The sequence below is a fragment of the Deltaproteobacteria bacterium genome (assembly GCA_012522415.1).
Taxonomy (GTDB): Bacteria; Desulfobacterota; Syntrophia; order Syntrophales; family JAAYKM01; genus JAAYKM01.
This window is the reverse complement of the sequence record JAAYKM010000047.1, coordinates 48,333-71,939: the sequence shown is the minus strand read 5'-3', so window position 1 is coordinate 71,939 and position 23,607 is coordinate 48,333. Positions and strand designations below refer to the sequence as shown.

The window sequence follows — 23,607 nt, the reverse complement described above, 5'->3', positions numbered from 1 at the left end:
TATATGCAGCCATCACCGCACACGGCGATCACCGTCAGATCCGCCCGTGCCAGTTTGATGCCCACGGCGAGGGGTACGGATCTGCCGTGTATCCCATTGAAATAATTGGTTTCCAGATATTGAGGCATCTTCGCTCCCTGGCCGATTCCCGAGGTGAGAACGATTTGTTGCGCCGGTATGGCCAGTTCGTGCAGGGCTTCTTCGAGGGCGATTCGAATTCCGAAATTGCCGCAACCGGGACACCAGGCGATATCGTAAGGCTGAGCGCTCATGATTTTTCCTCCGTGATATCGAGAATTCTGTCACATACTTCCTGTACGGTGAAACATTCTCCGTTATATTTGAGAAGTGTACAGGCTATATTGAGACCGAGATCCCGCCTCAATAGACCAGCGAACTGGCCGTCGGCGTTATTCTCCAGACAGACGAGCTTTTTCCCTGCCAACCCCCATTCTGATACCATTTCCGGGAAAAGAGGGAAGACCTGGGAAAAGTGCAACGCCGCCACGAAGGGCCTTTCCTTGTTAATTTCCCGTATGGCCTCCTCAACGATCTGCCGATTAGAACCCCAGGACAGAACCACCCATTCGGCACCTGGATCCCCTTGAAATGTGGGTTTTTTCGAGAGAGGGGACATGATTTTCCATCTTCCCATACGCTTTTCCACCATTCGGTTCCGCAGGTCGAGATCTTCCGTGATGCGGCCGTCCTCGTCGTGTTCGTCGGAATCGACGCGGATCAGGGCCCCGCCGATACCGGGATATGTGAGGGGCGAAATCCCATTACGGGTCATGGCGTAACGTCGGTACGATTCTTCACGGGGCTGACAGACGCGCTGGCTAACTGACACAGGTACCTGCCATTCCAGTTGCTGAACCGAGTCCGCCAGATACTGGTCTGTCAGAATCAAAATCGGGCACTGGAGTTCATCGGCCAGTTCGAAGGCGTTTCGGGCGATCTCAATTGCCTCCGTTATCGTTCCGGGGGCAAAGATCATGCGTGGAAATTCGCCATGCCCCGCATGGATCAACATGTTGAGATCCCCCTGTTCGGTTCGTGTAGGCAACCCCGTGGAAGGGCCAGGTCGTTGGGAAACCATGATAACCAAGGGTGTTTCGGTCATGCCCGCTAGGGAAAGCCCCTCAGTCATGAGATCGAATCCTCCTCCGGAAGATGCTGTCATGGCCCGCAGGCCCGCATAAGAGGCGCCCAAGGCCATGTTGACGGCGGCAATTTCATCCTCCGCCTGTTCGAAATGGATTGGAAGATCCTGGGCGGCGTTGGCGAAGTAGTTCATAATGGAGGTAGCGGGAGTCATGGGATAAGCCGCCATGAACTGGCATCCCCCTAGGATGGCGCCTAGGGCCAATGCCTGGTTTCCGTCGAAATGGAGGAATCTTTTGGAAACGTGTTCTATGGGGTATTTCTTGAGAAACCCTTTCTTTTCGGCCAGACGGAAACCCTCTTCAATCATGGCCTGGCGATTCTTCTGGAGGCCGGCCTGTCCGAGAAACTCCGGCTCGAAACCTATGGCGGCCAGAACCATTCCAATGAGGGCGGTGTTGACGGCCATCGGTTCAGAGACTTTGCCCTGGAGCGTCTGCTTCAACTCCTGCATATCCTGTCGTCCAACCAGGATACCGTCGGGGTTTAACGTGTCACGGTGTCGTCGCTCGGATTCCTCGTCAAAGGCCAGGAGCATATCCCAGAGGTCACCCCTGAGAGCGTGTACAGCCTCGTCGGCTATCCGGATCATGTGGAAATTATGTCCCCCCCGGATACGGGACATGTAATTTTTGGTCGCGAAAAAGTGATATCCTGTGCGGGCCAATATCTCCGTAATTCCCAGTTCAATGGTCAAGAGACCATGCCCCGCTTCACCGGCAATCTTCAGATTGAATTCCATTGTTTCACCCTTCAGAATCGGATAAGTCATGTATTTATGAAAAGTCTTTGCGAAAGCTTGCCCTGCTGTCGCTGTCGCACTTCATCCGTTGATTTTCTGTAGAAATTCTCGGAAGCCTTCCAGGGGCTGTGTTCCTACCAGTCGATGTCGTCCATTAACAATGAAGGTGGGCACGCTGTTGATCCCTTTTTGGCGGGCCTCATTCCCGCAATCATCAAGTTCACGGAAATATTTGCGTGTTTGCAGCGACGTTTCCAATCCGGGGGCATCCAATCCGCAGGCAGTCGCAATGGCCAAGACCGTCTTGACCTGGCTTATGTTTTGTTCTTCTACAAAATGGGCCCTAAACAGAGCGTCATGAAAGCGGTCCACAACCGTGGCGGGTGCGGTTTCTCTCGCAAACAAAAAGGAGGCGAGGGCCATTCCCGAATTATCCAATCTTTCGGCGCGTCCGAAGGGCAGGTCGGGAACACCGGATTGACGGGCCAGTTTACGGTAAAACTTCTCGAAGATTGTTCCCGGAAACATATCTGTAAGCAACCTTCCATCCGGTGGCGTTTCCGGGTGTACTTCAAAAGGCCACCATTCGATTCCAAGGGGAATCTCCTGTCCAATGATATCGACAACCGCCTTGCCGACATAACAGAACGGTCAGATATAGTCGAAATAAAAACGTATTTTCACTATCATGATGATGTCCTTGAAAACAGAGGGTAAAAGAGTGAACGTGAATCGGCTTCGTATTGTACCGGCCGAAACCCCTTCATCTGATCATATTGAATCATAAAATCAATTTTTTCGCACCTCAAATTGTTCCTCTCGCGTTGACAAAAAAACGAAGAATGATATTACGCATACCGTGAAGCGCTGGATCATTTCAAGGCGTGGTGAAAAACAATTATTGGATGCGAGGAACGATATGGGTATGTTGCCTTCTTTTCTTACGTTTTGGCGAAAGAGGCTTTCCCTTCTCTTCTTTTTTTTCGGTCTCTTCTTTTTGGTGGCCGGGGATGGAGCGGCACATGAATTCATGAACGGTTTTAAGGAGATGCCCATAGACGGTCAAATATTTCAGGGGCTAACCGCTGTGTCAGACGATGCGGATTCCCTCCGGGCAACCGTCGATGAGGCCGAGAGATCGACGGTTGCGGACAGGGTTGACGAAAGGATCGAAAAGTACACCGAAGCTATCGATCGCAATCCCACGGATCCGATTTTGTATTTTAAACGGGGCTCACTCCACTGTCATCGGGTCGCCTTGTCTTATTTTTCAACAGAAGCCGATGCGATGATTCATTCTCCTGCTGGACCGAGGGATTCACAATCCGAACCGGTAGAACGGTCGGCAGAACCCCCATCAGCCGACAGTGCCGTTCCATGCGGCCTCGCACTGGACGATTTCAACAGGGCCATCGCTCTGAATTCACAATATGCCATTTTTTTTTACATGCGAGGCGTTCTGCTGACACTGGAAGCATGTCCTCACAGAAATTTGGAAGCAGCCTTGGCCGATTTTGACGAAGCCCTCCGCCTCAACCCCGCCAACGGGGCCTTTTATCAGGAAAGAGCCGGAGTCCGGATGAAACTTGGACAATTTAATCAGGCGATAAACGACATGGACCAGGCTATCCTGATTGAACCGAGCAACTATTATTTTCTTTATGAGAAAGGCTTGATCCAGGAAAGGATGGGAGATCACGAAAATGCCGCCGACAGCTACATGCGGGCGTTGTTTCTTGCACCGAACGATCGGATGCCATTTCTTATTACCGCGCTGAAAGGGGTAAGACAGGACAGCGCTGACGTTCTTCTCGGGGATTTCACCAGCCTGATTGCGAAAAGACCGGCTGCTTCCAGCCTGTATGTCCAGCGCGCTATGTTGTTTGCCGATGAAGAAAAGTGGAAGGAGGCGATTGATGATTTCTCGCGTGCTTTATCCCTGCGGGGAGATGACCCCAATGTTCTATTCAGTCGGGGCAAGATATACTTTACAGCGGGTAAAAAACAGGATGCCCAGCAGGATTTTCAAACCGCTTGCCGCCAGCATCATACCGCCGCCTGTGATTACGCGAAAATCACGCAAAGGGATGTTGCCCGGGGAGAACGATGGGTTCCCTTTTGGTATTCGCGTGATCGACGGCAATACTTCTACGATCGGGAATATTTGAAAAATCAACAAAAAGGTTTCCGTCTGATTCGGGTACGGGTCGAATCAGAAGAGGATGCAAACGGACCGGATTATGTCCCGATCAGATCGGAGAGACCTGGCTATACCTTGCAATGGTGGGAGTTCAGGTGTTCCACTTCCCGGTTTCGGATTGCAAAAATCAGGCGTTTCGATAACGGAGGGCGACTTGTCGAGTCTTATCCGGAATACGAGAAAAACTTTCGTCCGGTTTTAGTGGACAGTATCAGCGGCAAGTTGGCCGACATCGTTTGCGGCGTCTCCGGCGTTGGAAAGGCGACGGAAAAGACCGATTCTTCAGGCAGGTGAAGGGATGGGGCCTGTGGCATGAACGCTAAACAAAGCGGGTTTCCACTTATAAATCCCTGTGTCCTGTCCCACAAAACCCGACCACCTGTATCGCAACCGGCCAACAGCATACGCCCGGAGTAAAAAATCCCGGTTTGCATGCGGAGAAGATGAAATCCTCCGTTATTTCCCCAGTGCATATTGAAGGTCGGCGACAAGTTTCCGGGCTTCTTCCGGATTCAGGTCGATCCCGGTTTTTCCGCCTCCCGGATGGGCCAAGGTGAGGTGAATTCCTCCTTCCGTCGCCCTGATTTCCCAAGGCTCATTTTTGGAAGATCGCAGATCTTCATTTAGCCAGTCGTTTGGGTGGAATTCGGCAATTTGAATCAACACCCCGAAAGCGTTTCGTGGGTGGATGAACAATTCCTTCCAGAAGGCCTCAGCATATTCATTGTAACCGAAATAGGGGATGCGATGCTGCTGGAGTAGGGCTTTGGTTTCCTCGATGCTGCGGGTCTGGAGGGTGATGTGGTGAAATCCGCCTGGCTGTAGGGCAAGGAAATTATCCAGGAAACTGCCTTGGGATGTCGGCGTCAGGAGTTCAATGCGACTAAGGTCACCCAAGGAAAAAATCTGCCAGAGGTATTTCATGGCCGGGTCCCTTGCGGAGGCTCCGGGTATTGCGCCAAGGACTTCACGGAAAAAGAGATCCGCTTTTTCATAATCTCGTACGGCGACGGCGATATGATCTATACGCGAAATGAGAGGGTCCATCGAAATAATCCTCCTGAATCTTTATTCCTTAGTGATTGACCCGGACGGTAAACAGGGATGAGAGCTTGAAGAGTTCCCAGTTGAGCACAGCCCCAAGGATGACAACACGGTTGTCATTGCCAGACATGACATACACCCCGGTCGATGCGTCCGGTGTTTTGTCTCCCACCAGAATATCGTGGGTTTTCTGGGTGAGATCCGTCAATGTGATCTGTGCAGACGGTTCCCGCAAACCGTACTGATCCAGCAGGTTGGCATTAACGGAAAAATGATCGATTTTCACCAGTGTCGTCATGGCTTCAAGAAAATCATCGATTTTTTCCTCGGCATTGGTCTCTTTTTCGCCTTTGACAATATGCCAAGCCCCGCCGCTGTCTTTTGCACATTCGAAGGCCAGACCCTCCCGTGTGACGATCTTGATCTCCCGGATATCCGATGCTTTGAGAGATAAAAAACGCTCTCCCTGCAGAACAGCCTTTTCGTCGGGTGTATCGCCTTCGAATACAAGATAGAAAAAAAGTAAAGCCGTAAATAAAACAGCTGCAACGATAATCGGTTTTTTCAACTTTTCTGCCTTCTCCTCCACGCAACAACAATGCCGATAGCCATGATCAGCGTCGGCTGTAGCACGACAATGCCGATAAACACCATACGGGCGTGAACCGGCTGCAGAATGAGAGGGGCCTTGTCCCCTGCCGCCAGATTCTTTTTGATGACAATCAGGGGCCGGTCTTCCGTCAGATAACGAACCGTGTTCATGAACAGATCCCGGTTACCGGCCAGCGAAATGAACTGATTCGCAATGAATTCTGAAGAGCCGAAGACGACGAGGCGCCCCCGAAAGGGTGACGGCCCGCTTTTGCCCTGTTGCCCGCTTTCCGGTAGCCCCTCCACGATAGCCGCAACCGGCACGGGGCCTTTCTGATCATACTTTGCATCGTAGCGGATATGTCCTTGTTCCGCCTCGGCTATGTCACTTTCCGTCCAACTTCTGTCACTACTCAGGGCGAGGGGGGTGACACCCGTTGAAGTCAACGGGGCGTCTCCTGTCACCACGGATCTGGCCATGGGGAAAACCGTTGGAATCGTGAATTTATCCGTGATTGGGTGGTTGAGATAGGCCTGGATAAGGGGAACCAAAGGACTTTTCGATACGAGATAGTTAACGGGATCGACGAGAATATCATTACCCAGTTTCAGATCATAAGGGTCAAGCAGGGCTGACAGACCATAATCCGGCCCCGGATCGACCGCCAGGATAATTTTCCCTCCCAACTTTAAATACGTTTGCAGAGCCGTGATCTCATCGGTAGTGAAATCCCCTTTTGGTCCGTTGACGATGACCAAGTCGCTATCAGGCGGGACTTGCCGTTTTGATAAAAGCAACAGGGTTTTCACCAAATAGTTTTCCGTTTCTAATGTGGTTTTCAAAAGTTCTGAACTGCTGCCATCCATATTTTCCGGTTCCTTGAGTGCGCGCTCTCCATGACCCGTCAGAAAATAAACGACCTTCTGTTGCGGGCTGTTCAGTGACAGGATAGCATTGATGATACTCTCCTCGTTACCCGCAGACAGAACTTTGTGCTTTCCTCCCATTTCGATAATGATCGTCCCGTAGTTTCCGACGGCGTAACGTTTTGCCAAGGCCGGATTCCGGTCTGGGTCGTAAAGGTGATAGGTAAAATGTCTGCTTGCCAGGACAAAGGGGTCGAGGACGTTCATCAGCTCCCGTTTTTGATTACGCTGAAAGAAAGCTGTGACCCGAATGGGGGTGGTGATTTGCTGCATGATTTTTTCCGATGCGGCACTCAGGCTCATGTCCTTGCGTGCCGTCAGATCGAACCGGATGTTGTGGCCGTTGGCGATGGCCTGAATTAGGGAGACAATTCCCATCAGTAGGAAAACAAACAGAGCAAGGGCGAGCCATTGCCGTGTACCGTAAGCGAAAAGGAGACTTCTGAGTTCGGCATAATTTAAAACGGCGTATGTCAGGAGACCGAGGGTACCAGCCAGAAGGCCAGCCAGCCCCCAGAGGCGCCAGTCGGCACCGAAAGCGATCAGGGCGAGGCCCGACAGGGCGAAAAAAATACTGATCCACAGAAGGGAGGAGATAAGCTTGTTTTTCATTGGACCCCCCTCCATTTTCTGGCGGAAAGGGCAAGCATGGCCAGGACGACAAAAACCAGGTGAAAGTTCACAAAGAAAACAATGTCCTTTAGGTCGATGGCCCCGCGCGTAAAATTGTAAAGCCGGTCAAATAGAGAGAAATTGAGCATGACGTTCATTGCGGCGGGATTGGCAACCGCTTCGTTCCAGGTTAGAAACCAGAACATCAACAGCACCAGATACGTTCCCAGGGCGGCCACAATCTGGTTCTCCGTCAAAATGGAGATGGTCACACCGCAGATAATGAAGGCGGAGCCTATCAGGAACAGACCCAGGTACCCGGCCAGCAATGGTTTCAGATCAATATGGAAAAGGGCGTTTGTGATGATCGGATAGGTCAGGGTAAGGCCTAACATGATGCAAAGCATGAGCAGGGCCGAGAGGTATTTGCCGGAAAAAACCTCCCAATCGCGCAGAGGATATGTCCAGAGCAATTCGATTGTGCCCAGTTTTTTCTCCTCGGCGAAGAGCCGCATCGTGATGAGCGGCATGATGATGGTCAGCATATAGCGGATATCATTGAAAAAAAGCTCCCATATCTTTTCAAAATCCACTTTTTTCATGGTCCACATGATCTGCATGATGAGATCGGTGTAAAAAAAATAACCTGCCAGGAGCAGAAAGGCAGAGATGATGACATATGCAATGAAGGAGTGGAAGTAGGACTGCACCTCCCGCCGGAAAATATACCACATACCCATTACGCCGCTCCCTCCTTGGTAACCAGTTCCAGGAATACGTCCTCCAAGGTGAGGGTCTGTTTTTTCATCTCGAGGATGGGGCCCCCTTCCGTATGGATCAGCGTGGACAACTCCCTCAGAATGGTTTCATCCTTTTGGACTTGAATGGTGCAGGCCCGTGCACCGGAGAAAGTCGCTTCGGCTCCCTCCACTCCCACCACCCCGGGAATCCCGGCGATTTTCTTTTCCAGCCCGGGGTCATCTCCGTAGTACTGGACGTAAATCTGGCCGTACATCTGAACCTTTTCCTGGAGATTCTGCGGGGTATCGAGGGCGATCAGCCGCCCTTGGTGGACAATGATCACCCGGTTGCACGTTTCACTGACTTCCGGCAGAATGTGGGTGCAGAGGATGATGGTCCGTTCCCGGCCCAGGTTCTTGATCAGAGAACGGAAATCTGAGACCTGGCGCGGGTCGAGACCGATGGTCGGTTCGTCCAAGATAAGGATTTCAGGGTTGTTCAGGAGGGCCTGTGCCAGACAGACCCGTTGACGGTAACCCGTGGAAAGGGCCCGGATCAGGCGGTTGGCCATGTCGTCAATGCCGCATGTAGCCATAACCTGGTCAATGTGGCCGTCCCTTCCGGCTGGTTTAACCCCCTTGATGGAGGCGGCAAAGCGAAGGTATTCCCGCACGTCCATGTCGGGATAGAGAGGAACACGCTCGGGGAGATAACCGATATGCCGCCGGACATGCAGGGGGTTTTTGACCACATCGTAACCGTAGACCAGAGCCCGGCCGCGTGTGGGCGGAAAAAAACAAGTCAGGATTCGCATACATGTCGTTTTACCCGAGCCGTTTGGTCCCAAGAGGCCGACGACATCACCTTTTTCGATTCGAAAGGAAATATCCTCGATTCCCCGGATGGGACCGTAGTATTTTGTCAGAGACGTTACTTCGATCATGGTCTTCCTGCGATCAATTCAGAAATCCCGGTTGCCCAAAAACGAAACAGCGGGGTGGGCAAGCGTGGGTTGTGTTATCCTGACGACATGGTTCAAGGAAAGAAAAGCATCAAAACTCCGCATTATGTCGATGGTATCTGCATCACCAAGGCAATGGTTCGTTCTATAGAGTATGGTTTCGAGACCTGTCAAGGAGAAAACCCGGAGAGAACCCTTTCGTTAAATCCTGCTTGACGAAAAAACAAAAAAAGGATAGTCGAATCGACATCATAATATTTAGTGGAGTTCCTGTTTTATGGAAGAAAGTGAGCTTTTAAAAAGGCGCTTGGAGAAAATCGAATCCCTGAAAGAGGACGGGATTGCCCTTTACCCCAACAGATTTCGTTACAAAGACAACGCGGCGGCTCTTTTGGCCCGCTTTGAGAACAAGGAGAATGATGTCCTTTCAGAAGTCAATGAGATCTTTACCGTCGCTGGCCGATTGATGGCGGTCCGGGACTTCGGAAAAGCCGCATTCGTCAAGGTTCAGGACCGGACGGGTTCCATCCAGGGTTACATCAATCACGTGATTTTAGGAGATGACGAATTCGGTCTTTATCGACGTCTCGATATTGGCGACATCATTGCAATGGGCGGTAGAATTTTCCGGACCCGAACGGATGAACTGACCATTGAAGTGACGGACCTCTGCCTGCTTTCCAAAGCGATCAGGCCCCTGCCGGAAAAATGGCACGGTTTGACGGATGTGGAAACCCGCTACAGGCAGCGTCACCTGGATCTTATTTCCAACGCGAAATCACGGGAAGTTTTTCAGCGTCGGAGCCGGATCATTCAGTTTATACGTCATTTCATGGAAAAACGGGATTTCATGGAGGTAGAAACCCCGATGATGCAACCCAAGGCGGGCGGTGCCATGGCCAAGCCTTTCAAAACCTTTCATAACGCGCTGGGGATGGATTTTTATCTGCGAATTGCCCCCGAACTTTATCTGAAAAGGTTGATCACGGGAGGCATGGAAAGAGTCTTTGAAATCAACCGGAGTTTCCGCAACGAGGGTATTTCAACATCCCACAATCCGGAATTCACCATGATGGAATTCTATCAGGCCTATGCGACCTACGAAGATCTGATGACCCTGACGGAAGAGATGTTTACCGCTTTGGCCCAGCGTATTTTCGGCAGTGAAAAATTCATCTACCAGGGAACGGAAATCGACCTGACCCGTCCGTGGAAACGCCTGACTGTCCGGGAGGCGATTATGGAGCATTGCGGCATTCCCGCGTCCGTTCTGGAGGATGCCGTTGAGGCGACGGCCTATGCCCGCAAGCATGGCATTGATGTGCCGGACAATGCCCCCCTGGGTAAGGTGATCATGGCCATTTTCGACGCAAAAGTGGAGGACAGAATTATCCAGCCGACTTTCGTTACCCAGTACCCCATCGAGGTTTCCCCCCTGGCCCGTAAAAATGATGCGGATCCGGCTTACACGGACCGGTTTGAACTGATCATTCATGGGAAAGAAATCGCCAATGCATTTTCGGAATTGAACGATCCCGTGGACCAACGGGAGCGTTTTCTCAATCAGCTGCAGCAGCGTGAAGAGGGGGATGAGGAAGCCCACGTAATGGATGAGGATTATATAGCCGTTCTCGAATACGGCATGCCTCCCACGGCGGGTGAGGGGATTGGGATCGACCGGTTGGTGATGCTGTTTACGGATTCGGCCTCCATCAGGGATGTGATTCTGTTTCCCCACATGAGAACGAAAGAGGGATGAACCGCGGGGTGGTCCGTTAATGGATTCCTATGAACTGTTCATCAGCCTGAGATATCTTCGGGCTCGGAGGAAACAGGTCTTTGTCTCGATTATCACCTTTATCTCCATCGCAGGAATCCTGCTCGGTGTGGCGGCACTGATCATTGTCTTGGCCGTCATGAACGGGTTTGAGACGGATCTGCGCAACAAAATTCTCGGAGTCAACGCCCATCTGGTCCTGATGGAGTACAGCGGCGCCATGCGGAATTATGAACAAGTCCAGGACGCACTGGAGGGTGTCAAAGGGGTTGTCGGGGTGACCCCCTTCATCTATGGCCAGGGCATGGTGAAAAGCGGGGCCAGTGTCAGTGGTGTGGTCATTCGTGGAATCGATGTGGAAAGTGCCGGCCAGGTACTCCAGATCAATCGGATGTACGGGGGCAGCATGGATGACCTGTCCGACCGAAATCGGTTTGCCCTTCCAGTCGAGGCAGCCCTCAAGGACCTGCCCGGAGTGGTTTTGGGAAAGGAGCTGGCGAAGAACCTGGGCTTGGGCCTTTACGACACAGTCAGCATCATTTCTCCCATGGGAATTTCGACGCCCATGGGGCTGGTTCCCCGAATCAAGGGATTCCTGGTCGTGGGGATTTTTGATTCGGGATTTTACGAATACGATGCCAGCCTGATTTTCCTGTCCCTTCCGGATTCTCAGGCGTTTCTCAACATGAGCGACCTGGTTACGGGAATCGAGATTCGGCTGGCGGATATTTATGAAGCCGACCGCTTGGCTGGCGTCATCAAGGCAAAACTCGGGTATCCCTACTGGGTCAGAACCTGGATGGAGATGAACAAGAACCTTTTTTCCGCCCTGAAACTGGAAAAACGGGTCATGGCGATCATCTTAAGCCTGATCGTCCTCGTCGCGGCCTTCAATATCATTACAACTCTCATCATGGTCGTCATGGAAAAGCACCGGGACATTGCTATTCTCAAGTCCATGGGAGCCAGTTCGCAGGGAATCATGAAAATTTTCATTTTCCAGGGGGTAACCATAGGTTTTATCGGCACCTCCCTGGGATGCGCGCTTGGCGTAACCGTGGCGCTTCATCTATCTCGGATATCACTTTTCATTGAACGGCTTTTCGGATTCAAAATTCTGCCCGGCGATGTCTATTATCTGACTGAACTGCCTTCCCGGGTCCATTATGGAGACGTGGCGCTGATTGCATTGGGGACGCTCCTGATCAGCCTGTTGTCCACCATCTATCCGTCGTGGCGGGCCTCAAGGCTGGATCCGGCGGAAACGCTGAGATACGAATAATGCCTTGGAATATGGTCACAGGAAGGGTTGGTTCATGATCCGGGTGGAGGGACTTACGAAGACATTCATCAAGGACGGTAACCGTATTGAGGTGCTTCGGGGGGTTGATCTGAAGATCGCAAAGGGCGATTCACTGGCGGTGCTGGGTGTGTCCGGTACCGGAAAGAGTACGCTGATTCATATCCTGGGGACCCTGGATCGTCCAACTTCGGGGGGGCTTTTTATTGACGATTTCGATGTTTTTCGGTGGAGTGAAAGGGAATTGGCCGAGTTTCGCAATCGAAAAATCGGGTTCGTTTTTCAGTTTCATCATCTTTTGCCGGAATTTACCAGTTGTGAGAATGCCATGATGCCGGCGTTGATTCATGGCTTGTCAAAGGAAGAGGCCCGAAAAAGAGCTCGTTCCATTCTGGTGGAACTGGGCCTCGAACATCGTTTGACCCATAAACCGGGTGAGCTTTCAGGGGGGGAACAGCAAAGGGTGGCCCTGGCCAGGGCGATGGTGATGGAGCCGGAAATTCTGCTGGCTGATGAGCCTACAGGAAACCTTGACACGGAAACAGGAAAGAGGGTAGAGGACCTTTTGTTGAATTTCAACCAAAACAGAAGTGTAACGTTGGTCGTGGTGACGCACAACAAGTCGCTTGCCGACCGCATGTCCCGAAGCATCGGTTTGAGGGACGGAAGGGTGTATGCCGGTGAATAAGAAGAAGGTCTTTCAGGGGATTCTGTATGCTCTGTTCGTGGTGTTCATTCTCTTGTCGCGGCAGGTTGCACACGCACAGGAGACCAAAAGAATAACCCTTTTGCCGTTTTCGGTGCACGCACCTTCGGACCCGCAGGCCCTGCAGGAGAAGGTGTCCAACACCCTGGCCAGGGAGTTGAGAAAGAGCCGACTGGTCGAGGTGGTTGAAGTCAGCCGAATGCCTGCCGTCGCTGAATCAGAAGAATCGTTCAGCGAAACCAGGGCCATGGAAATCGGCGGGTCTTTGGGGGTCGATTATGTCGTCGGGGGAAGTATTTCGCAATTCGGCAATATCCTCAGCGTCGATATCCGTCTTTACGATATCGTCCAAAGAAAAACGATTCCCGGTTTTTCCATTCAGGGAAAGGGGGCGGAAAGCCTGCCCTCCGTCATTCAGCAGGTGAAAACGACCATTCTGGCTAGAATCAATGTCGTGCAGCGAATCAGCAGGATCCAATTCAAAGGCAACCGGAAGATCGGTGCAGGGGCCATCGAACAGAAAATCAAAAGTGAGCGGGGCGGGATCTTTTTCGAAGAGACTCTCGCAGACGATATCCGGGCCATTTACCAGATGGGCTATTTTGAGGACGTCAAGGTGGATGTAGAGGACACTCCGGAAGGCAAGGAAATTATCTTCATTCTCCAGGAGAAGTCCCTCATCTCTGAAATTGTTGTCAAGGGGAACAAGAAGGTCAGCACAAGCGATATCGAAGGAGTCATCACCCTCAAGGTCCGTCAGACTCTGAATAATGAGAAACTTCGAGAAGACCTTGAGAAAATCCGGACCCTTTACGACGGCAAGGGTTATTATAACGCGGAAGTGGAGGATGTGATTGAGAAGGATGGTGACAAGGATGTACGAGTCGTGTTCCAGATCAGGGAAAATGAACGCCTCTACATCAGAAAAATCAGTTTTGTAGGTAATCAGGCCTTTACAGTCAAGGAATTGAAGAAACTGATGAGTACGAAAGAGAAAGGATTCTTTCATTTTTTCAGCGACTCCGGTTTGCTCAAAAGAGAATTGCTGAAACAGGATGTCTCCAAGGTGACCGTCCATTACCTGAACAACGGTTACCTCAACGCGCAGCTGGGAGAACCGGAAATTACCTATGACAAAAAAGGAATTTATATCAAGGTTCCGGTCAGCGAGGGAAAACAGTTCCGTATTGGCAAGGTGAATATTGAAGGGGATGGCCTGACGGTTTCAAAAGAAGTACTCCTGAAAGGCTTGGAAATGAAGGAGAAGGAAATTTTTGACCGCAGTGCCATCATCAAGGATATCGATTCCCTGACCCAGAGATGTAACGACGAAGGCTATGCCAATGCGGAGGTTGTCCCCTTGACGGATATCCACGAGGCGGACCAACTGGTAGATGTGTCCTATCGTGTGACGAAGAATAATCTGGTATATTTTAACCGGATCAATATCTGGGGAAATGACCGGACGCGGGACAAGGTGATCCGTCGCCAGCTTTCCATCGTTGAAGGGGATCTTTACAGCAAAACAAATCTCAAAAACAGCTACACGCGAATCAGCCGCCTGAATTACTTCGAAGAAGTTGACTTCCAGACGGAAAAAGGTCCCGATGAGTCCCTGACGGACGTGAATATCCGGGTCAAGGAAAAGCCCACGGGCATGTTCAGCGTCGGGGCCGGATACAGCGCCGCGGACGCCGCCGTTTTTACGACGAGTATTTCACAGCAGAACCTGTTCGGTCGGGGACAGACCCTCAGCCTGAGGGCAAGCTTGGGGACCAAGGTGACCAATTACAACCTTTCCTTCATCGAACCGTGGCTCTTTGATATTCCGCTGTGGTCCAAAATAGATGCCTGGAACTTCGAACGCGAATATGATGAGTACGACCTGGACTCCCAGGGTTTTGGTCTTACTTTTGGATATCCCCTGTGGGAGAAGTATTTCGGTTCCGTCGGTTATCGCCTGAGCCTGGACGATGTGAGCCATGTCACCCAATGGGCATCCACAAATATCAAGGATCAGAAAGGGAAAACCACGATCAGCAGCGTGACGTTTACCCTGTCCCGTGATACGACGAATGACAACATGTTTCCCTCTTCCGGGACCAAGAACACGGGTTCCATTGAATATGCCAGCCTGGGAGGGGATGCCAAATTTATCAAGTATCATGTGACGTCCCAGTGGTTCTATCCTCTGCCTTTCGATACGGTTTTTGCCGTCCGTGGGCGTGCGGGCTACATTCAGGAGACAGGCAGCGCTCGCGATGTGCCGACGTATGAACGTTTTTACCTGGGAGGCATCAATTCCCTGCGTGGATTGCGCAATGTGGGACCGAAGGACCCGATAACGGGGGATGAAATCGGCGGCCGGACCATGCTCAACTTCAATTTTGACTATATTTTCCCGCTGGTCAAGAGCGCCGGTATGAAGGGCGTTGTATTCTTTGATACCGGCAATGCCTGGAAAAGCACGTATGATATCGGGGATATGCGGGAAACATGCGGGCTGGGTATCCGCTGGTACTCGCCCATCGGACCATTGCGGCTGGAGTGGGGGTATGTGCTGGATAAAAAAGGCAATGAATCCCCCAGTCGATGGGAATTCACAATCGGTCTGTTCCAGTAAGGGGCCTTTTGGGGAAATTGATGAGATAAAGGAGGAAATGATATGAAAAAAATCACTGTACTGAACGTGTCGCTCTTGTTCGTGTTTTTGATTTGCTTGGGAGTTGCTCCGGTTGCCGCGGAGGAAAAAATCGGATTCTATGACATGGATCAGGTCATTCGCAATTCGGAAGCGGGGAAAAAATCCATTGGAGAGATCCAAAGAATTGTTGATAAGAACAGACCCGCCATCCAGGCGAAGGAAGAAGAACTGCAGAAACTGAAAGATGAGCTGGAGAAACAACGGTCTCTCATGAAGCCCGATGTGCTGAAGGATAAGGAGGTTACGTACCAGAAGAAGTTCCGGGATTATCAGATCCTTATCAAGGATTCAAACGAGGAGCTTCAGGCCAAACAGCAGGATATGGTGAAGGATTTTGTTCCGGAAATCATGAAAATCGTTAAAAATATTGGAGAGAGGGAGAAGTACACTCTCATTATCGATGTTTACACCGTCCCCGTGGCGCATTGGAGCAAAGCGCACGATCTCACTAAGAAGGTGCTGGATGAGTTCAATCGGACGTTCAAGGCAGGCAAATAAAACGGGATTTTTGCCCAGGATGTGCAATCGTGAGTAAAACAGTCAAAGAAATCGCTGTATTGGTTAATGGAGACGTTGTCGGCGATGGAGATGTCCGGATTGAGCGCATCCGTTCCATTGAGGAGGCGAAGACCGGAGACCTCACCTTTGTTGCGAATCCGAAATATCGTGAATGGCTGGCCTCCACGGAGGCGTCGGCACTCCTTGTTCCCCCTGGTACGGAAGCAGCGGGCAAGACCCTGATCATTGTGCCCGATCCCTATCTCCATCTGGGCAAACTTCTGGCGGAATTCTATCCGGAGGAGGTATGTGCCCCCGGTATTGCCGAAGATACGTTTATCAGCGCCGAAGCAGAAGTTTCGCCTGGAGTTACGGTCTTTCCTTGTGTGACTGTTGACAGGGGTGCCAAGATCGGGCGGAACGTTGTTCTGTATCCGGGTGTTTATATTGGACGCCATGTAACGATCGGGGAGGGGACGACCATCTATCCGAATGTCACCATCTATCGCAGGACACAAATCGGCTGTCGGGTGATTATCCACGCCGGGGTTGTGATAGGCAGTGACGGATTTGGTTTCGCCCGCCCGGGCGTCGGGAACGAGAAGATTCCCCAAGTGGGTTACGTCCAGATTGACGATGATGTGGAAATCGGAGCGAATACGACGATCGATCGCGGTACATTAGGGAAAACGTGGATTCAACGGGGGACGAAAATCGATAATCTGGTCCAGATCGCTCATAATGTGGTGATCGGCGAGAATAGCGTAATCGTATCGCAGACCGGTATTTCGGGCAGTACCAAATTGGGGAAAGGCGTAATCACGGGAGGACAGGCCGGCCTCGTCGGGCATATCAACCTGGGAGACCATGTAATGGTGGGGGCACAGTCGGGGGTTCATGAGGATGTTCCGGCCAATCAGGTCGTCTCGGGAAGTCCTCACATGCCACACCGTCATTGGTTGCGGGTTATGGCGTCACTGATCAGGCTTCCCGACATGCGTAAAACGATACAGGATATGCAGAAAAAAATAGAAGAATTGGAGAAAAGGTACGACTAACACATGAATATACATCCCACAGCGATTGTTTCTTCGAATGCCCATGTGGATGACACCGCGACGGTTGGCCCCTATGCCGTGATCGGACCCGAAGTGCGCATCGGAATGAATACGGTTATTGGGCCACATGTCGTGATCGAACGCTTGACCGAAATCGGCGAATCTTGCAAAATCGACCAGTTTGCCTCTATCGGAGGCGACCCTCAGGACTTGAAATACCGGGGCGAAAAGACCAAAGTCATCATTGGCAACCACAATATCATCCGCGAATTTGTTACCGTAAATCGTGCAACCGATTCCGATATCGGTGTGACGCTAATCGGCGATCATAACCTTTTGATGGCCTATTCCCATGTGGCGCATAATTGCAAGCTGGGGGATCATGTTATACTGGCGAATGCAGCCAATCTGGCCGGCCATATCCATGTGGAGGATTATGCGATCATCGGTGGTTTGACGGGGGTGCATCAGTTCACCCGAATCGGAGCCCATTGCATTATCGGCGGAGCCTCAGCAGTCAACAAGGACGTGCCGCCGTTTACGATGGCCTCGGGAAATCACGCGAAACTCTATGGGCTGAACCAGATCGGTTTGCGGCGCAGAGGTTTTAGTGAAGAAACCATTGCGGCGTTGAAGCGATCCTATCGGATCATGTTCCGTATGTCCCTCCTGCGAAAAGACGCCATCGCCAAAGTGCTGAACGAGGTACCCGCTTATCCCGAAGTGCTTCAGTTTGTTGAGTTTATTAAGGAATCAACTCGGGGAACATGTCGCTGAGACGATGGCCATGCGGGTAGACGACGCCAGGGTGTGCCTGTACACAATGAACCCGGAATCACAGCCTCCCCAATGGTTCCATCTTGCCATTAAATTTGTGACGGAAGCGTGTTGTATGTTGCTCGAAGAGAATACGGGCTTTTTGTTGTAGGTGAAATTCAGGGATTTTAAGGTCACGGTGGTCCCAAGTGAAGCCTCCGGTGATTTATGCCTCTTTTTTTGCTGGGAGCGATGAGGGACAAATTCCCCAGTGCATTCATTGCGGTATCGACGATGACAGAATGCCTCAAGATGCGGGTGCAGGCCCCTCTTGTCGGACATCCTTTTCTGTGTCAACCGTCTGACCCAGAGAGCCACCCCCCCCAGTTTGCGATTCCCATTGCCTATACGCTGTCTTGAGGAATGATCGGCGATTTGGTTTATCGATCCGGTATCCCGGTTCGTTTCACCGATAGGGTTCTTTAAAATATCCAGCGCCACGATTTTCGCGTCGGATATGGTGAGTTTCGAGGCGTCCCTGCTTGTCAAACCGGTTGTTATCGTCTATAAGGTTGCTCCACTGATTGATTTTTCTGGCTCGGTTAGTGTTGAGAATAGACATGAAACCTGCTGAGCATCGTTGCCGTTTCGTTGTTTCGGAATTATCGTAGAAGGATGTGAACTGAAGCGCACGGCGGATCAAGTAACGGCCACACTCAGAAACGAGGATTTGCGGCAAAGGGTTGTCAGGGAATTCATGGAGGCCGGACTTATTCTTGGGAAGGCGGGTGCGTGCTACAGAGGGGCGTGCTCGACCTGTGACTTTTTCCTATCGGTATAATAAAATGGATGTTTATAAACGGCTTTTAATACTCGCACGAGGTCAGATTCCGAGATTCATCGTGGCGGCGTTCTGTATGGCTCTGGTTGGAGGAGCCACGGCGGCAGCGGCCTTTCTAATCAAGCCGGCCCTGGATGACATTTTTCTCAATCGTAACGAGAAGAGTCTCTACTGGATTCCCCTGGCCGTGATTTTTATGTATTTTCTCAAGGCTGCGGCCCAGTATGTACAGCACGTCTTGATGAATTATATTGGGAATCGCATCGTCGCAGACTTGCGTGACCTGCTTTATCGGAAAATCCAGTCTCAGTCCCTGTCTTTTTTCACAAAACACCCCACGGGTACGCTTATTTCCAGAGTATTGAACGATGTTGGACTCATTTACGCCACGGTGTCCAATACCCTGACCAACATATTCAAGGATACCTTTACCCTGATCGCCTTGGTGGGTGTGGTTTTTTATCGGGATTGGAAGCTGGCTCTAATCGCCCTGGTGGCATTTCCCGCGGCGATTTACCCCGTTGTCCTGATCGGGAGGAAAGTCAGAAAAATATCGACGAAAACTCAGGTGACCATGGCTGGCCTGACAGATTTACTTCAGGAGACTATTGCGGGTAACCGTATCGTCAAGGCGTTTGGCATGGAATCATATGAGATGAACAGGTTTAGCAGGGAAAATGAGCGCCTTTTCCGTCTAGCCATCAAGAATGTGATGACAAAATCGTTATCTTCACCGCTGATCGAAATTTTTGCCGGTTTGGGCATTGCGGTTATCGTGTTTTACGGTGGTTATCAGGTCATTCGGGGAGCCACGACACCGGGTACATTCTTTTCATTTCTTGCCGCGTTGTTGATGATTTATGAGCCGGCCAAACGTCTTACAAATGTCAACAATGAGATACAGCAAGGCATTGCCGCTGCGACCCGCGTTTTCAGCGTCATTGACACGATACCGGAAATCCAGAGCCGCGGGAATGCAGTCATACTGAAACCCCTTACGAAAGAAATCGCATTGCGAAATGTCAGTTTTGCCTATGAGGAGACCCCGGTCCTGAAAGGGATCAACCTGACAATCCGCGCCGGCGAAGCTGTGGCGTTTGTCGGTATGAGCGGTGGTGGCAAAACGACACTTGCCAACCTCATTCCGCGATTCTACGACGTAAAGCAAGGCGCTGTGTTGATCGACGGGCATGATATTCGGGATGTGACGCTTCAATCCCTCATCGCTCAAATTGGTATTGTCACCCAACAGACTTTTCTTTTTAACGACACCGTACGAAATAATATTGCCTACGGTGATATTCAAGCTTCGGAGGAGAAAATTATTGAGGCCGCGAAAGCGGCACATGCCCACAAATTCATCATGAACCTGCCGAACGGGTATGATACAGGAATCGGAGAGCTGGGAACCAAGCTGTCCGGAGGAGAGCGGCAGCGTATTGCCATTGCACGCGCTCTGCTCAAGGATGCGCCGATCCTCATTCTGGATGAGGCCACCTCTTCTCTGGACACGGAATCGGAAAGGGAGGTTCAGGCGGCTTTGGAGAATCTGATGCGGGGACGAACGACCCTTGTCATTGCCCACCGCCTTTCCACCATCAGACGGGCCGATCGCATTGCCGTTCTCATGAACGGAGAGATCATCGAAGAGGGAAATCATGAAGAGCTGATTGCACGGCAGGGAGAATATTATCGTCTTTATCAGATGCAGTTTCGTGAAGAAAACGAGGAGGAACAGGAATCGCAGGGAACCGGGGAATAAGGAGAAGAGACGGGGGTGATCCAGAAGGAGGCGAAAGGATGGCCGAAGTATGAAAAAAAAGAGCATACAGGACGCGGTAATCGCGGCTTGGGAGAACGAAAAAATGAATATCCATCCCTTCAAACTGCTGTTAAGGGGGATGTCGTTGTTTTATCGTCTGGCCATTCTGGTGCGAAACATTCTCTTTGATACGGGCCTGCTTCGACAGAAAAAAGTTCCCTGCCGGGTTGTCGGGGGGGGAAACATTACGGTCGGCGGGACCGGAAAAACCCCTATGGTGATCTATCTGGCCAACCTGCTCAATTCGAAAGGCTTTCGTCCAGTCGTACTCAGCCGCGGGTACAGGGGGAAAACGAAGGCTCCTATCAACATTGTGTCTGACGGGCGCCGAATTTTAATGAAGCCGGAGGATTGTGGGGATGAGCCTGCGTTGATTGCCAAACGTCTGCCCGGGATTCCGGTTCTGACGGGGCCTAGGCGTGCACTGACTGCCGGCGTCGCGATAGAACAGTTCGGGGCTGATGTTCTTGTTCTGGATGATGCTTTTCAATACCGGCAGCTTGCACGCGATGTAGATGTAGTCCTGCTGGATGCGGACCGGCCTTTGGGAAATGGCTGGGTCTTGCCGGCAGGACCTCTGAGGGAACCCGGGTCATCCTTAAAGAGAGCGGATCTTATAATTCGGACGGGGCTTGGAGATCGGGTTACCGCCATTTCAACCACAACCCCTCAGTATCGCGCCAGACACCAAGCGGTAGCGCTGATTGATGGAGCCAGTGGCCGGGAATTGCCGCTCCAGAGTCTCTTGGGGCGCCGCGTTTGTGCCTTCGCCGGTATCGCCAAACCGGGGGCATTCAAACAGATCCTGGCCGGGCTTGGCGCACGGACGGTGGCCTTTCTACCTTTTCCTGATCATCATGACTATAGTCGGGAGGATATTCGGGAGATCCAGAACAGGGCGAGGCAAGAACAGGCCGATACGATTGTCACAACCGAGAAAGACGGGGTAAAACTCAACCGTTTTCACATGTTCCTGGAGGAGGTTGATTTTTTGCAGGTGGAGATGGTTTTCCAGGGTGGCGAGGATGAATTTATCGCGTCGCTTATGGATAAGTTGGGACAAGCGCAGTGAAACCGGCGAAAGCGGAAGCGTTCCCTGAATTGATGAGAAAGGGGGGACGTGTTTCCCTAGATACGGAACCAGCTGATGGATACGGATAATCCTGATATCTTGGCGCGAAACGTTTCCCGGTATCTTGGTTTTGTGCCTCTGTTTTTACGCAAGGCTTTTTTTTACGGATTGTGGCGGCTTTTTTATTATCTTTCCCCGCGTCACAGGTTTATCGCTCTACATAATTTAATTAGAGCTTTTCCGGATAAATCCATGGCGGAAATTATCCGGATAACGAAAGGAGCCTATAGGAATCTCGCCATCGTTTGCGCAGAATTTTTCGATCTGCCGAAAATGAACAGGTCGCGTTTGAATGATCTTTTGGATATCGAAGGCTTGGAGCGGGCACAGCAGGCGCTGGGAAAAAAGAAGGGCCTTCTGCTTTTTGGTGCCCATTTCAGCAATTGGGAATTGATGGCCGCGGCGGCATCCGCACTGATTGCTCCCGGAGTCATGATTTACCGGCCACTGGACAACCCCTTCCTGGAACGATTTGTCAAATATGTGCGCACATCTCGGGGAAATGTCCTGGTGTCCAAGAAAAAAGCCATGCTGCAGATGTTTCGTTGCTTGGCGAAAAACGGTGTGGTGGGCGTCCTTATTGATCAAAATGTGTCTCGGAGAGAGGGTGTCTTTGCCGATTTCTTTGGGAGACCGGCCTGCACGACCGACGGTCTGGCCCAGATGGCGATCAAATCGGAGACGCCGGTGATGCCGGCATTCATCATTCGAAAACCGGATGGACGTTATCGATTGATTATCGGGAAAGAGGTCGAAATCATCCGAACGGGAAACAGCGAGGATGATATCAGAACCAATACCCAGCGATTTACTTCTATTATTGAAGGTGTGATTCGGCAATATCCGGACCAGTGGTTGTGGCTTCACCAACGCTGGAAAACCAAAGAGCATCAGGTGCCGAGCTCGGAATCATATAAAAACAATCCGGACAAACAACCTGAAGGCGACTGGCAGGCAACAAGAAAAAAATGAAAATATCTGTTCGGACATCCCGTCGTATTGAGGAAGCCCAACACATTCTGGTGCGTGGGACGAACTGGATCGGTGATGTCATCATGACCCTGCCGGCCATGGCGGCTATTCGCAGGTCATTTCCCGAGGCGAAAATCAGTGTTTTAGCCAAACCCTGGGTGGCCGATATCTTTTCTCTCAGCCCGGATGTGGATGAGGTTTTGCTCTATCGGTCTCCCGGTATCCACGAGGGCTTTAGGGGATTGCTCCGTCTCGCGAAAGAATTGAGATCGAGAAAATTTGATGCAGCCATTTTGCTCCAGAATGCCATCGAAGCGGCAATCGTTGCCTGTCTGGCCGGGATTCCCATCCGGGCGGGCTACAATTCCGATGGGCGGGGACCGCTTTTGACCCATTCGGTCAAACGAACCCGGGCGATACGCCGCATTCACCAGGTGGAGTACTACATGGAAATGGTCAAAACCCTCGGTTGCTCCAATGGGGGGAGGCGGGAATATCATCTTGACCTCACCCCTGAAGACGTCATTCGGGCTGGAGAAATCCTTGGATTTTATGGTGCCGCCCAAGGGGATTTATTGATCGGCATCGCACCTGGCGCCACGTACGGAGCCGCGAAGAAATGGTTCCCCGATCGCTTTGCAATGGTGGCCGATCGGTTGAGCGAAACATTGGGCGCCGAAATACTTCTGTTCGGCAGTGCCGCTGACCGGGAGAGCACCCGGGCTGTTTCCGGTTTCGCCAATCATTCTATGGCCGACCTGGCGGGCATGACAACCTTACGTGAGGCCATATCGCTTATCTCATGTTGCCGCCTGTTTATTTCCAACGACTCGGGTTTGATGCACGTGGCTGGTGCCCTGGGTGTTCCCACACTGGCCATTTTCGGTTCAACCAATCCCGTGACCACCTCCCCTCCCGGGGAGAAAAGTGTCGTTGTTCATAAAGATCTGCCCTGCAGTCCCTGCCTGAAGACCACCTGTCCGACGGATTTTCAGTGTATGGACCTGATCGGCGTCAATGATGTCTATGAGGCCGCCCGATGCATGCTCCAGCCGTAGA

Annotated in this window: 20 protein-coding genes; 12 read left to right on the top strand and 8 right to left on the bottom strand. The window is 51.5% G+C overall.

The genetic code is table 11. The features are described from left to right. From GX147_04630 to GX147_04620, 3 genes are all read right to left on the bottom strand, one after another. The coding region (locus tag GX147_04630; GenBank protein NLN59986.1) for a 2-oxoacid ferredoxin oxidoreductase at positions 1-272 on the bottom strand (272 nt) is incomplete at its 3' end. After that, positions 269-1,906, bottom strand: coding sequence for a 2-oxoacid:acceptor oxidoreductase subunit alpha (locus tag GX147_04625; GenBank protein NLN59985.1), 1,638 nt, complete (start codon positions 1,904-1,906; stop codon positions 269-271). The genes GX147_04630 and GX147_04625, both read right to left, overlap by 4 nt. A gap of 81 nt (positions 1,907-1,987) precedes the next feature. After that, positions 1,988-2,524, bottom strand: coding sequence for a thioredoxin domain-containing protein (locus tag GX147_04620; protein ID NLN59984.1), 537 nt, complete (start codon positions 2,522-2,524; stop codon positions 1,988-1,990). A 412-nt stretch (positions 2,525-2,936) separates the two neighbouring features. Between GX147_04620 and GX147_04615 the strand changes: the two genes are divergently transcribed. Further along, entirely contained in the window at positions 2,937-4,400 is a 1,464-nt protein-coding gene (locus GX147_04615; protein NLN59983.1) for a tetratricopeptide repeat protein, read from the top strand. Between the two features lie 162 nt (positions 4,401-4,562). On the opposite strand, the gene GX147_04610 is transcribed toward GX147_04615, so the two are convergent. The 5 genes from GX147_04610 to GX147_04590 are packed head-to-tail and all read right to left on the bottom strand — an operon-like array spanning position 4,563 to position 8,964. After that, positions 4,563-5,153 carry a hypothetical protein gene (locus tag GX147_04610; protein ID NLN59982.1) on the bottom strand — a complete coding sequence of 197 codons (591 nt, stop codon included), beginning with the start codon at positions 5,151-5,153 and terminating at the stop codon, positions 4,563-4,565. Between the two features lie 28 nt (positions 5,154-5,181). Beyond that, positions 5,182-5,718 (bottom strand): DUF4340 domain-containing protein, encoded by a 537-nt coding sequence (locus GX147_04605; GenBank protein ID NLN59981.1) that lies wholly within the window; start codon positions 5,716-5,718, stop codon positions 5,182-5,184. Further along, positions 5,715-7,280 carry a GldG family protein gene (locus GX147_04600; protein ID NLN59980.1) on the bottom strand — a complete coding sequence of 522 codons (1,566 nt, stop codon included), beginning with the start codon at positions 7,278-7,280 and terminating at the stop codon, positions 5,715-5,717. Before GX147_04600 ends, GX147_04605 begins: the two co-directional genes overlap by 4 nt. Beyond that, on the bottom strand, positions 7,277-8,020 hold the full coding sequence (locus tag GX147_04595; GenBank protein ID NLN59979.1) for an ABC transporter permease subunit: 744 nt from the start codon (positions 8,018-8,020) through the stop codon (positions 7,277-7,279). Before GX147_04595 ends, GX147_04600 begins: the two co-directional genes overlap by 4 nt. Further along, positions 8,020-8,964 carry an ABC transporter ATP-binding protein gene (locus GX147_04590; GenBank protein NLN59978.1) on the bottom strand — a complete coding sequence of 315 codons (945 nt, stop codon included), beginning with the start codon at positions 8,962-8,964 and terminating at the stop codon, positions 8,020-8,022. Before GX147_04590 ends, GX147_04595 begins: the two co-directional genes overlap by 1 nt. A 295-nt stretch (positions 8,965-9,259) precedes the next feature. Here GX147_04590 and lysS point away from each other — a divergent pair, with 295 nt between their 5' ends. The 11 genes from lysS to waaF all read left to right on the top strand — a co-directional run bounded on the left by lysS (position 9,260) and on the right by waaF (position 23,606). Then, positions 9,260-10,741 carry a lysine--tRNA ligase gene (gene lysS / locus GX147_04585; GenBank protein ID NLN59977.1) on the top strand — a complete coding sequence of 494 codons (1,482 nt, stop codon included), beginning with the start codon at positions 9,260-9,262 and terminating at the stop codon, positions 10,739-10,741. A gap of 19 nt (positions 10,742-10,760) precedes the next feature. Then, positions 10,761-12,041, top strand: coding sequence for a lipoprotein-releasing ABC transporter permease subunit (locus GX147_04580; protein NLN59976.1), 1,281 nt, complete (start codon positions 10,761-10,763; stop codon positions 12,039-12,041). Positions 12,042-12,075: 34 nt separating this feature from the next. Next, complete coding sequence (locus tag GX147_04575) at positions 12,076-12,747, top strand: ABC transporter ATP-binding protein (GenBank protein NLN59975.1); 672 nt, start codon at positions 12,076-12,078, stop codon at positions 12,745-12,747. Next, positions 12,740-15,388, top strand: coding sequence for an outer membrane protein assembly factor BamA (gene bamA, locus GX147_04570; protein ID NLN59974.1), 2,649 nt, complete (start codon positions 12,740-12,742; stop codon positions 15,386-15,388). The genes GX147_04575 and bamA overlap by 8 nt, the downstream gene beginning before the upstream one ends. A 42-nt stretch (positions 15,389-15,430) precedes the next feature. Then, positions 15,431-15,967, top strand: a complete 537-nt coding sequence (locus tag GX147_04565; protein ID NLN59973.1) for an OmpH family outer membrane protein — start codon at positions 15,431-15,433, stop codon at positions 15,965-15,967. A gap of 29 nt (positions 15,968-15,996) precedes the next feature. Then, positions 15,997-17,025, top strand: coding sequence for a UDP-3-O-(3-hydroxymyristoyl)glucosamine N-acyltransferase (gene lpxD / locus GX147_04560; GenBank protein NLN59972.1), 1,029 nt, complete (start codon positions 15,997-15,999; stop codon positions 17,023-17,025). 3 nt (positions 17,026-17,028) lie between these two features. Next, entirely contained in the window at positions 17,029-17,802 is a 774-nt protein-coding gene (gene lpxA, locus GX147_04555; GenBank protein NLN59971.1) for an acyl-ACP--UDP-N-acetylglucosamine O-acyltransferase, read from the top strand. Positions 17,803-18,626: 824 nt separating this feature from the next. Then, positions 18,627-20,384: a lipid A export permease/ATP-binding protein MsbA gene (msbA, locus tag GX147_04550; protein ID NLN59970.1), complete on the top strand. Its 1,758-nt coding sequence runs from the start codon at positions 18,627-18,629 to the stop codon at positions 20,382-20,384. Positions 20,385-20,433: 49 nt separating this feature from the next. Beyond that, a complete protein-coding gene (gene lpxK, locus GX147_04545) occupies positions 20,434-21,516 on the top strand; it encodes a tetraacyldisaccharide 4'-kinase (GenBank protein ID NLN59969.1) in 1,083 nt (360 codons plus the stop codon). 75 nt (positions 21,517-21,591) lie between these two features. Then, complete coding sequence (locus GX147_04540) at positions 21,592-22,548, top strand: lysophospholipid acyltransferase family protein (protein ID NLN59968.1); 957 nt, start codon at positions 21,592-21,594, stop codon at positions 22,546-22,548. Then, positions 22,545-23,606, top strand: coding sequence for a lipopolysaccharide heptosyltransferase II (waaF, locus tag GX147_04535; protein NLN59967.1), 1,062 nt, complete (start codon positions 22,545-22,547; stop codon positions 23,604-23,606). Before GX147_04540 ends, waaF begins: the two co-directional genes overlap by 4 nt. Position 23,607 lies beyond the last annotated feature (1 nt).

Coding starts and splice junctions, on each gene's coding strand:
- GX147_04590 (NLN59978.1), bottom strand. CDS start 8,964: ATGATCGAAGTAACGTCTCTGACAAAATACTACGGTCCCATCCGGGGA.
- GX147_04615 (NLN59983.1), top strand. CDS start 2,937: ATGAACGGTTTTAAGGAGATGCCCATAGACGGTCAAATATTTCAGGGG.
- msbA (NLN59970.1), top strand. CDS start 18,627: ATGGATGTTTATAAACGGCTTTTAATACTCGCACGAGGTCAGATTCCG.
- GX147_04610 (NLN59982.1), bottom strand. CDS start 5,153: ATGGACCCTCTCATTTCGCGTATAGATCATATCGCCGTCGCCGTACGA.
- waaF (NLN59967.1), top strand. CDS start 22,545: ATGAAAATATCTGTTCGGACATCCCGTCGTATTGAGGAAGCCCAACAC.
- GX147_04575 (NLN59975.1), top strand. CDS start 12,076: ATGATCCGGGTGGAGGGACTTACGAAGACATTCATCAAGGACGGTAAC.
- GX147_04565 (NLN59973.1), top strand. CDS start 15,431: ATGAAAAAAATCACTGTACTGAACGTGTCGCTCTTGTTCGTGTTTTTG.
- GX147_04580 (NLN59976.1), top strand. CDS start 10,761: ATGGATTCCTATGAACTGTTCATCAGCCTGAGATATCTTCGGGCTCGG.
- GX147_04625 (NLN59985.1), bottom strand. CDS start 1,906: ATGGAATTCAATCTGAAGATTGCCGGTGAAGCGGGGCATGGTCTCTTG.
- GX147_04595 (NLN59979.1), bottom strand. CDS start 8,020: ATGGGTATGTGGTATATTTTCCGGCGGGAGGTGCAGTCCTACTTCCAC.
- lpxA (NLN59971.1), top strand. CDS start 17,029: ATGAATATACATCCCACAGCGATTGTTTCTTCGAATGCCCATGTGGAT.
- GX147_04540 (NLN59968.1), top strand. CDS start 21,592: ATGGATACGGATAATCCTGATATCTTGGCGCGAAACGTTTCCCGGTAT.
- lysS (NLN59977.1), top strand. CDS start 9,260: ATGGAAGAAAGTGAGCTTTTAAAAAGGCGCTTGGAGAAAATCGAATCC.
- GX147_04600 (NLN59980.1), bottom strand. CDS start 7,280: ATGAAAAACAAGCTTATCTCCTCCCTTCTGTGGATCAGTATTTTTTTC.
- lpxK (NLN59969.1), top strand. CDS start 20,434: ATGAAAAAAAAGAGCATACAGGACGCGGTAATCGCGGCTTGGGAGAAC.